Source organism: Blastopirellula sp. J2-11 (assembly GCF_024584705.1).
In the GTDB taxonomy this organism is placed as follows: domain Bacteria; phylum Planctomycetota; class Planctomycetia; order Pirellulales; family Pirellulaceae; genus Blastopirellula.
The window spans coordinates 5,036,442-5,049,725 of record NZ_CP097384.1 but is presented as its reverse complement, the minus strand read 5'-3'; the positions used below and the strand labels follow the sequence as shown (position 1 = coordinate 5,049,725).

General features: G+C 56.9%; 14 protein-coding genes. 7 read left to right on the top strand and 7 right to left on the bottom strand.

Annotated elements, in window-relative coordinates; translation table 11 throughout:
* Positions 1 to 57 precede the first annotated feature (57 nt).
* Positions 58 to 915, bottom strand: coding sequence for a formyltransferase family protein (locus M4951_RS19920; protein ID WP_262023381.1), 858 nt, complete (start codon positions 913 to 915; stop codon positions 58 to 60).
* Between the two features lie 212 nt (positions 916 to 1,127).
* On the opposite strand from M4951_RS19920, the gene M4951_RS19915 reads away from it, so the two are divergent.
* The 3 genes from M4951_RS19915 (at position 1,128) to M4951_RS19905 (ending at position 3,642) form a co-directional block, all read left to right on the top strand.
* Entirely contained in the window at positions 1,128 to 1,571 is a 444-nt protein-coding gene (locus tag M4951_RS19915) for a YkgJ family cysteine cluster protein (protein ID WP_262023380.1), read from the top strand.
* A 93-nt stretch (positions 1,572 to 1,664) separates the two neighbouring features.
* Complete coding sequence (hisS, locus tag M4951_RS19910; protein ID WP_262026946.1) at positions 1,665 to 2,996, top strand: histidine--tRNA ligase; 1,332 nt, start codon at positions 1,665 to 1,667, stop codon at positions 2,994 to 2,996.
* A 73-nt stretch (positions 2,997 to 3,069) separates the two neighbouring features.
* On the top strand, positions 3,070 to 3,642 hold the full coding sequence (locus M4951_RS19905; RefSeq protein ID WP_262023379.1) for an HYExAFE family protein: 573 nt from the start codon (positions 3,070 to 3,072) through the stop codon (positions 3,640 to 3,642).
* Positions 3,643 to 3,668: 26 nt separating this feature from the next.
* Here M4951_RS19905 and M4951_RS19900 read toward each other — a convergent pair whose 3' ends face one another.
* Complete coding sequence (locus tag M4951_RS19900) at positions 3,669 to 5,060, bottom strand: sigma-54-dependent transcriptional regulator (RefSeq protein WP_262023378.1); 1,392 nt, start codon at positions 5,058 to 5,060, stop codon at positions 3,669 to 3,671.
* A gap of 3 nt (positions 5,061 to 5,063) precedes the next feature.
* Entirely contained in the window at positions 5,064 to 6,443 is a 1,380-nt protein-coding gene (locus M4951_RS19895) for a sensor histidine kinase (protein WP_262023377.1), read from the bottom strand.
* 252 nt (positions 6,444 to 6,695) lie between these two features.
* On the opposite strand from M4951_RS19895, the gene M4951_RS19890 reads away from it, so the two are divergent.
* From M4951_RS19890 to M4951_RS19880, 3 genes are all read left to right on the top strand, one after another.
* A complete protein-coding gene (locus tag M4951_RS19890; RefSeq protein ID WP_262023376.1) occupies positions 6,696 to 7,715 on the top strand; it encodes a DUF1559 domain-containing protein in 1,020 nt (339 codons plus the stop codon).
* Positions 7,716 to 7,907: 192 nt separating this feature from the next.
* Positions 7,908 to 8,369: a hypothetical protein gene (locus M4951_RS19885; RefSeq protein WP_262023375.1), complete on the top strand. Its 462-nt coding sequence runs from the start codon at positions 7,908 to 7,910 to the stop codon at positions 8,367 to 8,369.
* A gap of 156 nt (positions 8,370 to 8,525) precedes the next feature.
* Complete coding sequence (locus M4951_RS19880) at positions 8,526 to 8,816, top strand: hypothetical protein (RefSeq protein WP_262023374.1); 291 nt, start codon at positions 8,526 to 8,528, stop codon at positions 8,814 to 8,816.
* A 361-nt stretch (positions 8,817 to 9,177) separates the two neighbouring features.
* On the opposite strand, the gene M4951_RS19875 is transcribed toward M4951_RS19880, so the two are convergent.
* The 3 genes from M4951_RS19875 to M4951_RS19865 form a co-directional block, all read right to left on the bottom strand.
* Positions 9,178 to 9,750 carry an RNA polymerase sigma factor gene (locus tag M4951_RS19875; RefSeq protein ID WP_262023373.1) on the bottom strand — a complete coding sequence of 191 codons (573 nt, stop codon included), beginning with the start codon at positions 9,748 to 9,750 and terminating at the stop codon, positions 9,178 to 9,180.
* 230 nt (positions 9,751 to 9,980) lie between these two features.
* Positions 9,981 to 10,274 (bottom strand): hypothetical protein, encoded by a 294-nt coding sequence (locus M4951_RS19870; protein WP_262023372.1) that lies wholly within the window; start codon positions 10,272 to 10,274, stop codon positions 9,981 to 9,983.
* Between the two features lie 446 nt (positions 10,275 to 10,720).
* The gene (locus M4951_RS19865) at positions 10,721 to 11,137 is read right to left on the bottom strand and encodes a hypothetical protein (protein WP_262023371.1); all 417 of its coding nucleotides are present in this window, start codon (positions 11,135 to 11,137) and stop codon (positions 10,721 to 10,723) included.
* Positions 11,138 to 11,584: 447 nt separating this feature from the next.
* On the opposite strand from M4951_RS19865, the gene M4951_RS19860 reads away from it, so the two are divergent.
* Positions 11,585 to 12,418, top strand: coding sequence for a peptidase MA family metallohydrolase (locus tag M4951_RS19860; RefSeq protein WP_262023370.1), 834 nt, complete (start codon positions 11,585 to 11,587; stop codon positions 12,416 to 12,418).
* Positions 12,419 to 12,426: 8 nt separating this feature from the next.
* Here M4951_RS19860 and M4951_RS19855 read toward each other — a convergent pair whose 3' ends face one another.
* Positions 12,427 to 13,278 carry an anti-sigma factor gene (locus M4951_RS19855; RefSeq protein WP_262023369.1) on the bottom strand — a complete coding sequence of 284 codons (852 nt, stop codon included), beginning with the start codon at positions 13,276 to 13,278 and terminating at the stop codon, positions 12,427 to 12,429.
* Positions 13,279 to 13,284: the final 6 nt, after the last annotated feature.

Sequence of the window (13,284 nt, the reverse complement as noted above, 5' to 3'; positions counted from 1 at the left end):
AGCAGACTGCTTGGGGAGAGGAATTCCATTTTCTGGGGGGAAGAATCGCTACGAGCGTTAGGACTCGACCGCAATCACGCGATGGAAATGCAATTGCACCTCGCCGTCGACGACGCGGCGAACCCCTTCCACCAGACAACGAGGCTCATTGTCTTCCTGGCCAAGTCGGATAATGTCGTCCAGTTTCATCCCGGGCGGCGTGGTGAACGTCGACTGATGGATGATTTGATTGCCTGCGTCCAGTTCTGGCACGATAAAGTGACAGGTTGCTCCATAGGTAAGCATGCGGACGGCGAAAGCATCGTGATAGGGACGAATGCCGGGAAAGCTGGGGAGCAGACCATGATGCAGGTTAATAATTCGCCCGCCTGCGTATTTCCAGCAACTGCTGGCCGGCAAGACCCGCATATACCGAGCCAAAATGACATAGTCGACATCAAATTCGTCGAGCACGTCGATCATCTTATCGTCGTCGGTTTTCCCCTCGTGATCGCCGACGTTGCGCCACTCGACGCCAAATTGTTCGGCCAGGCCGCGACAAGCGTCGCGATTGCCGATCATAATCGCCGGTTCCGCTTTGATCTGATCGTCACGCATCGCCCGCAACAACGCTAGCGCAGGTTCGGGGCGGTATGTGGTGCAAATCGCCAAGCGGGGGCGGTCTTTGCGCTCGTCGGGCGTCCAAACTCGTATCGACAGATTTTTCAGGCGGCCAATTTCGGTAAGCGCCATCCGTAGTTGGTCGATGGGGGCGTTTTCCAGTTCAATCCGCAGCAGCATGGCGAAGACCGCTTCTTCGTCATGATCGTACATCTGGATTTCGGCGATGTTGGCGCCCAGGCTGGTGACGTAATGAATGATCGGGTCAGCCAAACCGACGTTGTCAGGACCAACCGCAGTAATGACGATGCGCATCGCGAATTGCAGGGGGGCAAGGGAGCAAACGGGGAATGGCCGCCGGGAGTTTGGCCCGACGACCCATCTAATATGCCACAAATTTTCTGGCCTGCCGCTGGGAAGTCCGGGAGACTGGTCGTAATCTGCCGGTTTTGCTAGATTTAGCTGGCACGCCAACAGCGCAAATTCGCTAATTTTCAGCTCCCCCCATGGGGAAAAGGATCGCGGCCATGTCCCTCGCCAAACGAACCAAACCATATCGCGAAGATCTAAAGCCAGGCGAAGTCCTCTGCGAACATTGCACCGCCAAGTGCTGTCGTTACTTTGCGTTGCCGATTGATACGCCGGACGAAATGGCCGATTTCGAGTTCATTCGTTGGTACCTGCTGCACGATCGAGCCTCGGTGTTCGTCGACGGCGAGTCATGGTATTTGCTGGTTCATACGACATGCAAACATTTGCGTGACGACAACATGTGCGGCATTTACGAGACCCGTCCGCAAATTTGCCGCGACTACACGACCGAGAATTGCGAATACGAAGATGACTGGGTCTACGACATGTATTTTGAGACTCCTGAGCAAATCTGGGAGTACGCCGAGGCGATCGCTCCGCGCGGCGCGGGACAAAGCATTCGTAGTCGCAAGCCGCCGCTGTTGCCGATCCTCAACTAGCGCGTCGCCAAAATCCCCTTCCATCGAACCAACACGGGCGGTCACACCGCCCGTCTTTTTGTTCCTAGAAAACCGATGTCTGAAAAAACAAAGCTGATTCAGCCCCGTACGCTGAAGGGATTTCGCGATTACCTGCCGGAAGCGATGATGCCGCGCGAGCGGCTGATTGACGCCGCAAAGCAGGTTTATCGTTCGTACGGTTTCGCCCCCATCGATACTCCGGCTCTGGAGTACGCCGAAGTTCTCAGCGGCAAAGGAAGCGACGAGACCGATCGTCAAATGTATCGCTTTCAGGATCATGGGGGACGGGACGTCGGGCTCCGCTTTGATTTGACGGTGCCGCTGGCGCGATTCGCCGCGCAACATGTCGGCACGCTAGGAACGCCGTTCAAACGCTATCATGTCGCTTCGGTCTGGCGCGGAGAAAATACGCAGCGCGGCCGCTATCGTGAGTTCATGCAGTGCGACTTCGACACGATCGGAACCAAGTCGCTAGTTTCCGACATTGAGACGGCGCTAGTCATTCATGACCTGATGCGGGCCATTGGCTTCGAAGGTTTTCAGATGCGCGTCAACAACCGCAAAGTGTTGAGCGGCGTCCTAGAGAAACTCGATCTGGCGGAGAAGTCGACCGAAGTGCTGCGCGCTCTCGACAAGCTGACCAAGATCGGCCGCGAGAAAGTCGCCGCCGAGATGATCGCCGCGGCCGGAGCAACCGCCGAGCAAGCCGATCAGGTGTTAAAGCTGGCCGAGGTCTCCGGTTCTAATGCGGAGATTTTAAATCAGTTAGAGCCGCTGGTCGCCGGATCCGAAAAAGGGGAAGAAGGTTTATCGCAACTGCGTGAACTTCTCGACGCGACTTCGGCGGTCGGCGTGACCGACACGCGATTGGCGATCGATGTTTCGATTGCTCGCGGTTTGGACTATTACACCGGCACGATCTTCGAGACCTTCCTAGACCAGTTGCCAGGGATCGGCAGCGTTTGCTCCGGCGGACGCTACGACAACCTCGCGAGTCTCTATACCAAAGAGCAGCTTCCCGGTGTGGGAGCGTCGCTTGGGCTCGATCGATTGCTGGCGGCGATGGAAGAGTTGGGGCTGATCGAAAAGGTCAGCACGCCGGCGCCCGTCTTTATTCCGTATTTTGACGCGAAGAGCCTGAACGCCTACCTGGTGCTGGCGTCACAGCTTCGCGCCGCCGGGATCGGCGTCGAGATCTATCCCGAAGCGAAGAAGCTGGGGCAGCAACTCAAATACGCCGATCGCCGTGGATTCAAGATCGCGATCATCGCCGGCGACCGCGAACTGGCCGAAGGGAAATGCCAGGTCAAAAACCTGGCCGCTGGGGAAGCGACCGATGAGTCATTGGCCGATGGCGCAGCGGCCGTGATTGCACGAATTGAAGAGATTCTTGCGGCTCCATAAATCATGGTGACAAACTGTTGTCACTCTCGGTTGGCAAACTGTGGGCGTAAGCTCGCCGCCGAGGAGACAACCGATGACGATTCGCACCAATCACTATGAAGCTGCTTTCGAGGCCTATCTTCGCCAACTACAAACCCCCTATGTGGCGGTTGATGAATCACGTCGCTCGCTGACGCCCGATGGCTCGATCAAAAACGTCGACTTCATCGTCTCGCCGTCTGGGAGCGAGATGTCTTGGTTGGTCGATGTGAAGGGACGACAGTTCCCATCGGGGCGCAAAAATCGCTACTGGAAGAACTGGGCGACCATTGATGACTTGCAGGCGATGGCCCAATGGGAGTTGTTGTTTGGGCCGCAGTTTCGGGGATTGTTCGTCTTCGCCTACTGCGTAACCGGAGACATGGCGCCGCTGCCGCACAATTTTCTCTTCCCGTTCAAGGGAGAGATCTATGCGTTTGTCGGCGTGCGAATTGATCTCTATGCGGCATGGGCCCGGCGAATCTCGCCCAAGTGGCGGACCATCGCAATGCCGACCACCGCCTTCCGGCAACTGGCGCAGCCGCTAAAGCTGTTCCTGGAGGCGCAGATCGTCTCTGGCGGAGATTTTGATCGGCGTCGGGCGACGGAGATGGCGCCGGTCTATTAAGTGCCAGTGATCCAAGCAGGCGTCAATTAGTCGCTCGAAATCCCATAATCGTCCGCCTTCTTCTTGACCGTCGTCCGGTGCATGCCGAGCGTTTTGGCCGCCGCGACAAATTGCCCCTGGTGCTTTTCCAACGCGGCGCGGAGCAGCGGCGGTTCGACCAGCGCCAGCAATCGGGCGTGCAAGTCGTCAATCGACTCGTCGGTCGCTAGTTGCTGCTGCGCCCAAGAGCGGACCAACTCGGCCAGATCGACTTGTCCCGTCGTGTTGAGCGGGGGCGCCGCGGCAGGCAAATGTTCGACACGAATCGCATCTCCCATGCTGACGATCTGCGCGTGTTCCAGCGCGTTGCGAAACTCACGCACGTTGCCGTACCACGGACGACGTTTGAGTTCGGTCAGGGCCGCCGTAGTAATCGCCGCACTTTGGCCCTCTACGCCGAGTTGCGAGAGAAAGAATTTCGCCAGTTCCGGAATGTCATCAACCCGTTCGCGCAGCGGGGGAAGCTGTAAGCGAAACGCGCTCAAGCGAAAATAGAGATCGTGCCGGAAGTCTCCTTCTTCGACCTGCGAGAGCAAGTGACGATGCGTCGCCGAAACGACGCGAAAGCGGGTTGGCACCGGTTGTCCGCCGCCGACCGGCGTAACTTCACCATGTTCCAGCGCTCGCAGCAGCTTGACCTGTGCGGCGGCCGGGATATCGGCGACTTCGTCGAGAAACAGCGTCCCGCCGTTGGCAAGTTGCAAGAAGCCCGGCTTGGCGTCGTGCGCGTCGGTGAACGCGCCGCGGGTATGTCCGAACAATTCGCTCTCGACCAACGAGGGGCTTAGTGACGCCAGGTTGACCGCTACGAATGGTCCCGCTGATCGGGCGCTATGTTGGTGAATCGCTCGGGCCGCGAGTTCTTTGCCAGAGCCGCTTTCCCCTTCGATCAAGACGCAGGCGTCGGCAGCCGAGGCTTGCGCGATTTTTTTAAAGACCGTTTGAATCGAAAGCGACTTGCCGACCATTCCGTCTGGGGGAAGCATCGATTCGCCGGGCGACGTCGCAATGGTCGTTTCGCGCGGCGTCAGTGCTCTTTCTAACGCGCCGGTGATGGTCGCGGCGTCAAACGGTTTGACAATATATTCAAACGCGCCGCTGCGTACGGCGGCGACCGCAGTTTCTAAGTCGCCGAACGCCGTGATCAGAATGATCGGAACGTTCTGAGATGCGCCTCGGATCGCTTCGATCGCTTCCAGTCCCGATTTGCCGGGCAAGCGAACGTCGAGCACAATCGCAGCCGGCTGAAACGTGTTGAGCTTCTGCAGCGCTTCTTCAGCAGAGGCGGCGATTTCCGCGCGGTGCCCTTTCGCTTCGGCAAGTGAGCTGACTGCCCAGCAGACGCTGGGTTCGTCGTCAACGATAAGAACATCCGCCATCGCTTAGTCGTTTCTCGTATCAGTCAAGTGAATTTCAAATCGCGTTTCGCCATTCTCACGACGATAGGTCGCATCGCCATGATGAACGCGCGCTACTTCACGAACGATCGTTAAGCCCAGTCCGACCCCTTCATGCTTGGAAGTAATCAGCGGATCAAATGCGACCGCTGCGATCTCAGGCGGCAAGCCAGGGCCGTTGTCGGTGACCGTCAAACGAACGCCTCCTGGTTCTCGGTTCAATTCTACCCGGACTTCGCCGGTTGCGGATTGGTCGCTGCGCGGATGGCCTGCAATCGCTTCGACGGCGTTGGTCAGCAAATTTACAATCACGGTCTGCAATAGCGTCGCTTCTCCCATCATCGGAAAGACTCCGTCGCCGATAAATGTCATGTTGACGTGATGGTGTTGCGCCAATGGTCGGACCAGCGGCAACGTCTCCAGGACAATCTGACGCAAGTCGAGCGGCTCAAAGTCACGGCGTTCTTCTTTGCCAAAATTGACAATGGCCCGCAAGTGAGTCGAGATCAGCGCCAGCTGTTGGTTGGCGATCGCCATGCTTTCGTCATGTGCTTGGGGGCATTGCAGCGCATGGATATCGAGAGCCAGGCGGCACCCAGTCGCGGCATTGCGGACCTGATGTGCGAATCCTGCGCCTAATTGACCAAGCACGCGAGTTCGCTCCAGCGTCCGAATCTTTTCGTCATAGGCGGTCAGCTGTTCGGCCAGTTGATTGACGGCGTCCACCAAGTCGCGGACTTCGTCATTGGTGACGCGCGCGGGAATGGGGGAAGCGTCGCCGGCAGCGATCCGCTCGACTTGTTTGCGCAACTGGGCGATTGGCGCGGTGACATTTCGCGCGAGGGCGAAAGCCACGATTCCCAGCACGAGAAACCCCGCCAAACCGATCCAAAACGGCGGACCTGCTGCGGCCGCCCAAGCTTTGCGATACGAGTCGACCGGATAGAACATATGGAGGACCTGACCCTGCTGGGCTCGACCTTGCAGCGCTACCGCGGCATGGAAGTATTCTTGCTCGTCGATCGACATTTCCTCGGTCAACGCCAGATGCTCAATCGAGTCGGTCACCTGCAGCGACGTGAGTTGGTCTGATTGCAGTCCGCCCAAGGTCGACCGCAGCAGTTGCCCCTCTAGCGTTACGGCATATTGGGCGCCAGAGAGCCCTTTCATTTGCTCCAGCACCGCTTCGCTGAGCGGGAAGGTCGCCGATTGCAAGACGGTCGCCACGTCGCGCAGGCGGGTTTCGATTCGAGCTTTGGCGTTGGCGACCGAGATCTGGGCCGTCACCAGCGTCACGCCGACCATGATCGCCAGCAGCACAGCGGCGAACGGAAGCAGAAGTTGGATACGTAACGGCCAGCGCATGTTAGTAGAGACGCCAAATTCGGGAGGGGACGCATTTGTTCATGGTAATCGAAAGCATACGAGGCTGTGGCGTGTCGTTTTTTTCGTCAATCGTGTCGTTCTGTTCGACATGGAATATTGGCATTGGATTCAGGAAAGATGACGGGAGTCGTATTTGCCAGCCTTAACGGTTTTTAATGTTTTGGCACTTGACGTGCACTTAGTGAGGATCCGAACTCCCATTCCAACCCTGCAGAATCCTAGGAGCGACCCTTGAAAATCAGCGCGGTGCAGAGAAAAGGCTTTACCCTAGTCGAGTTGTTGGTGGTGATCGCCATCATCGGCGTCTTAATCGCATTACTGCTGCCGGCAGTCCAGCAAGCTCGCGAAGCGGCTCGCCGCATGCAATGCAGCAACAACCTGAAACAGCTCGGTCTGGCGATCCACAACTATGAGAGTTCGTTCAAGAGGTTTCCCGCCAGTATTATCATTGGTTCATCGGGAACGTTTGGCGGCTCCAACAACGGCTCCTGGGGCGTTCATGGGCGAATTCTGAACTACCTGGAGCAAGGGAATTTGGAAAATCTTGTTGATCTGAACGTCGGATGGGATTCCCAGATGGGGATCAACGAAGTGAAAATCCCGGTTTTCGGCTGCCCCAGCGACCCGGGCTCGAATGTCATTCGTGAAGGAACATCGACGAAACCATCCATCTATCCAACGACTTATGGTTTTAACCTGGGAACCTGGTTCGTCTATGATCCCGCTACAAAAAAAGGGGGGGACGGCATGTTCTATCCCAACAGCCATCTCACCTTTGCAGCAGCGACTGATGGCACGAGCAATACGCTCTTGGCGGCCGAGGTAAAAGCGTGGACCCCCTACACGCGCAATACGCAACCGCCGGCGACAACCATTCCGGTTGATGTAGACGATGCGGAAGACGCAGTCGCCGCCGCTGCAGCTGATTTTAAGGGCGATCCGCCTACGGGCCACACCGAATGGCCAGACGGTCGCGTACATCACACAGGGTTCACTGCCGCAATGACTCCCAATACCTATGTCAATTACAACGACGGTACGACCGACTTCGATGCGGATTACAATTCCAATCAAGAAGGCAAAACGCTGGATCCGACCTATGCCATCATCACGTCGCGCAGTTGGCATCCCGGGGTTGTTCAGGTCGCTCGTGTCGATGGATCGGTCTCAAGCGTCGCCGAAACGATCGACTTGGCCACCTGGCGCTATATGGCGACGCGCAACGGGGGCGAAGTGATACCGGCGAACTAGCGAATGCCGAGAGCGTTTGGCGAAGCCTGGCGGAAAAAAACTTCGCCAGGCTTTTGCATGCGCTGCGCAGAAGCGGCGAGCAATTTTGACCCTGACGCTATCCGGCAAGTACCATAGGGGATGCGAGATCGGGCGAAGCCCAGCTTTCCGGCTCGCATAATTCTTTCATCCTCCTCTCTCGCGTGTCTCACCATGAGCGCCAATCTCACCAAGCTGCGTTGTCCTTGTTGCAGCAAATCGCTGGGTATCCCTCGCAAGCTGGCGGGCAAAACTTACCCCTGTCCGAAATGCGGCGAGACCTTTTCGATCGCGGACGATCTTTCTCATCTTCGTTCCCTGACTCCTCCCAGCGAAGAAGAGCCGATCGTAGCCGAAGCGGCCGAGCCGCCGCTGGCGATGTCGGTCGAGAAGCCGGAATCGTCGAAGTTTCCCTGGTTCGTCGTCATCATGATCGGCGTCATCTTGTTTACGCTGATCGTCATCGGCGGCGTGGTGCTAAGCCTTCCCGCATCAGCGCCGAAAGTTCCGGTCGTGAGCCCGGCTCCAACGGTCGAGAATACCGAAACGGAAGAACCGGCTACAATAGAGCCTACAGGAGAACCGGCTTCAGCGTTGAACCAGTCATCGGACGACGAACAGGAAACGCCGCAATAAGCTTCCAGGTTTGCTGCTTGCGGCAAGCGACCGCGGATCATTGAACCATGCTGGAGTTCTGAGAATCAAAACTGCCTGCGAGCGGATCGCATCGCATTCGCTCCCTTTTTGACGCCAAATTATTCTTTCATGGACACAACCCGCGGAGCAAAATTAATGAATCCAGTCCGCATTCAGCTCGATGATTTTTACCGCTTCGCCCAAGATCGTTTGCAACGGTCGTCCACAGCGGAATCGATCGATGAACTTTTCGAATCATGGCGCCTTTCGCATCCCTCTGATAACGAGACGATGGCCAATATGAAAGCCGGAGATACTGGCGTGCCGGCTGAAGACGTAATTGCAGAGTTGCGGCGTGAGTTTCATCTGAAAGCGCCTGAACGAGTTTTCAAGTTCGTTTCTTACGACGAGCGATCGCGGATCAACGATCCATTCTCGAATTCCTAGCACCAAAGTCGCCGCGTGGCGCCGCGGCTTGGCTCAATGCACTCGAAGCGGCGGTCCGACGAATATCCCAAGTTGCGGATGAGTTGTCGCTTGCCGAGGAAAACGCTTCGTTTGATTTCGAAATCAGATAAGCGCTTTTCAAGACCCGAAAGGGCCGAGTTTATCGAATGGTCTTTACGATTGTCGGCGAGGAAGTCAGAGTTCTTCGTATTCGAGGGCCGAGCCAAGATCAATTAACGACAAACGATATTGACGAGTGACGCTGGTGATTGGGCCGAAAAGAAACAACAAAACCGCCTGAGTGCGGATCGCATCTCAGGCGGTTTCTCTTTGCCAACGTCGTCAGGTCGAACGATCGTCGTTAGACGGCGATCTGATCTTCCATCTCCTTGGCCAGACGCTTACGAGCGACGTGCAGACGACGCTTGATGGTGCCGATCGGCGCATCAAACTCGTCGCTCATCTCACGCAGCGACTGACCTTCGACGTAAAACGCTCGCAGCGTTTCGCGGTCGAGATCACGCAGCTGGGCCAGGCCCGAGTGCAGCGTCTCGGCGCGTTCGCCGTCGATCAACGCGTGGAGCGGAGTCCGGCGATCGACGCAAGTCGCCGCCAGGGTATCCGGCTCGGTCGCGATGTCAGGAGGACGTCGCACGGCGCGGTTGATCGCCATGCGAACGGTGATCGACCGCAGCCAACCGGGGAACGCCGCCGGCTCACGCAGTTGATCGATCTTCTGCATCGCTTGGATGAATACGTCCTGACACAGCTCTTGCGCCTCGGCGTAGTCCCGCAGTCGCTTCAGGGCGATCGCGAAGACGACTCCCTGGAACTGCTCGACCAACTGGCCGAACGCGTCACGGTCGCCGGTTTGCGAAGCCGCGACCAGGGTGATCATCCGCTCTTTTTCGTCGAGTTGCGTGTAGTCAGTCATCGGAAACTCTCTCTCGTATGGTTTTGTACGGAACTGCTGAGGACGCAGAGGCGGCGGCAGGCGAAGGTGCGTGCGACCGCGGTTCGGCCAAAGAGCAAGAGGCGTTTCGGAGAGCGCGAAAACAGACCCATAGGTTGCTTTCAACGCGAGCCGAGAGCGACTAGCTCAGGCGCCGTCGGGGCGAGCCTTGCAGACGAGAAGCGAGACGAATTGTCTGACGCGGATGCGTCTTAGCTTCTGCCTATCCAGGCCGGCGACACTTCTGGTCGCACGGATCCCCAACGAAACGCCGGCTGTAGTTGGCTTGGTTGCAATGAACCTAGTAGCCAACTCTCGCCGCCGAGCCATGACGGTTTCATACCGCCGCCCTGTTTTGTGGGCGGGGTCAGATGCGTCATGGCGTGACCATAGAGGCGCATACACGTGGAGAAACCTTCACGAGCGACATCAACGGCGACCACGGCGACGCGGGCGACTGCAGCGACAACAATGTTTTCGCGGATGTTGATAATGTCGTTACGCATTGTGAGTTCCTCCTACGCGGTTTGCGCAGTGAGAGAGTGAATAGAAGTTCTTTCCCCGACCTACCCTGGTGGGGAACATTGAAATATAACGTGCCGCCGGAACAACAGCAACTTTGTGAAATAATTACCGAAGTCGGTTCTCTGACCACAACGTGCAGTCAACTTGGCACACCAGTAAGACGATACTTCGTCGGATTGGTTCACACGCTACGGTTATATTTTCCAAAAATCTTTTCCCGTGATCGTGCGACTGCTAACAATTCGTTGTAACGCCTTTTCCTGAAAAGGCTTGCGGCGACGTTTTTCTCGATAGAAACTTGGCCATCGACTCCGGTTTGGGCGGCAAGAAGCGAAAAACGACGCATAATCGCCCGGCTGGAGGATGGGCGACCATGCGTCGACTTCGTCTCGTGAAAAAGCTCACGAGAGCGGAGGGGTGCCTCCGTTTAGTGGTGGTAACGACGCGGGTCGGTCTTCGGGTACTGCCACGGGCTCTTGTGGCTTTGGACCGAGTTGTACGAGCGAACCATCGGGGTTGGTTCGTACGAGAATCGCCGCGTCGTACGGTTGTTGACGACGGGAGCTGGGTTCGTCGCCTTCGCGGTATTGTCCGTTTGGACTGTTGGTTTTGGGGCTGGAGCGTTGGTCGTCGGTTCATACGAGAAGCTGCGGTTGCTTTCCAACACCGGAGCGGCTTGGTAATTGAAAGTTGCTCGGGACATCATCGTCGAGTTGTGATGCCAGAACCCGTGACCGAAGTCACCACGAACTTTGGCGCCCGCATCGCGTTGTGCAAATGCGGTAGTTGCCGACAATCCAGCCATCATCGCAACCGTCAGGGCCATTAAAAACATCTTTTTCATCGCACACCTCCTCCAATCAAAAACTCGAATGTTGAATCGATTCTCATTTCGGCTGCGCCACATGTCGCGGTCATCGATCCATTACTAAGTCAGATGCGATGACCTTCTCGTTTCTTCACGGCGTCTCCAGATATTTTGCCTCCGAGGGGTTCTCTCCCCCGGTTCAGACTTCCCCGAAACGCATGCCCAGATCGTTAGCAGAGCTGCTCACAACCGGTGCATTGGACGACGCAATGCTTGGGATGTCGGCTTGATGCAAAAGCCTGTAAGTGACCTGTATATAAAGGGTTAAGTTGTCTGCTGCGACTATCCGTAGGCGATTTTTTGAGCTTGGGCATGCAATTTGACCTTAGGGAGAGTCTCACGAGTCGAGGACGCGTCGCGGATGACGCGAAGAAGTGAAATTGCTTCTCCTTTCTCTGGAACTTCTCGGACGGATACGATCGCATGCTGTTTTGTTTATGCCGGTTTTTCGCGATCCTCGGTCTGGTCGCAGTCGCCTCTCTGGCTGACTCAGCACAAGCGTCCGCCTGGGATATCGAGTCTGACAATTTTCAGATTCGCACGTTTGTCGGCGGTCCCAGCGCCGTGCAATTGCTGCAGCGATGCGAATCGCTACGTGCCGACTTGCAGCAGGTTTGGTTCACCGCCGCGGATCGGCGTGATTGGAGTCCCCGTTGCCAGGTTTTCGTGCACTCGACTAAGTCCAGTTACCAAACGGCCGTAGGGCGCGGCGCCGCTCAGACTTCTGGCAGCAGCTTGATTCAAGCGAGCGGCGGAAAAATCGTTAGTCGCCGCATCGATTTGCTCTACGACGTTCAGAAAGGGGCCAGCGCCTTGCCTCACGAGCTGACGCATGTGGTCTTGGCCGATCGCTTTGACGACGGGCGTCCGCCTCGTTGGTTAGACGAAGGAATCGCGACGATGGCCGATTCGCCCGAGAAACGAACGCTCCATCACCGAGATTGTCACAATGCGCTTCGCACCGGCGAAGCGTTGCGGGTCGTCCAACTACTTCGTCTCGAACAGTTCACCTCCGCGAAACAAGTACCCGCATTTTACGGCCAGAGTTTGTCGTTGGTCCACTTTTTGGCCGACCAGGGCGAACCTGCCAATTTGATTGACTTTGCCGAAGCGGCGATCGAACGCGGTTATGATCGCGCACTCCGCGATATCTATCAGATCGAGGGGATTGAAGATCTGGAGCGACGCTGGCGTAAGTATGCCTGGAAGATGGGGCCGAAAGCGCCGCAATCGCTGGTCTTGACGATTGCTCGTTAAGGTGTCCACTACTCCCGCAGCAGATTGGTTCGCTTGCCGAACCAGCCGGCCAATTGCCCTAGTTCTTCCGCATTATGGGCGCCCACGACGGTCAGATGTCGATCCCCTTCGCGCCATGTCGCCGCGACGCGCTGGTCGAGATCGACCACATTCAGCTTCCTTTCGCCGTGTACGGCTTGAGTCGCCGCGCGTTTGCCAAACCAGGCGGGCCGCTCTCCATCATGCTCGAAGATCGCCAAGGTACTTCCGTCGGCACGTTGAAATTGAGTGTGGACGCAATCCCCTTGCGGCATCTTGATGACGTTGGTCGTGTGCAGGGAATAACCTTCTGGAACGCCATCGGCGACAGCCGGGCGATATCCGACCAAATGAACGGCGTGTTCAGCGTCGACCGTTTGCCCTTCGTATTTCGTCAACAAAATCTGCTGAGCGGCGACGGGGTCTTGATGCAGCGTGTCGAAGTATTGATCAAACACCGTAGCAATCGCCAGATTGCCGATCGTGCGGAGATTGGATTGATAGCCAAACCAGCCGATTGCAAACACCACGCTGGCCGCCAGCGCCATCACCAACGGCACGTAGCGCCCTGTCGTCCAACGAAAGGGCTGCGCGGTAGCCAAACTTTCTGGCGACAGTGAGTCCTCCGTTTGCAGTTGCGATTCAATTTCACCCCATAGACCCGCTGGCGGCAGCGGATGATCGAGCGACGCGGTCAACGCCGAAAGATCTTCATAGTCGGCCAACTCCAGTGCGCAAGATTCGCAGTCGGCCAGATGGTCGGTCATCGCTTGTTGTTGTTCGGCCGGCATTTCGCCGTCGAAATAGTCGGACAAACGTTCTCGTGCTTCAGTGCAATCCATTTCGCG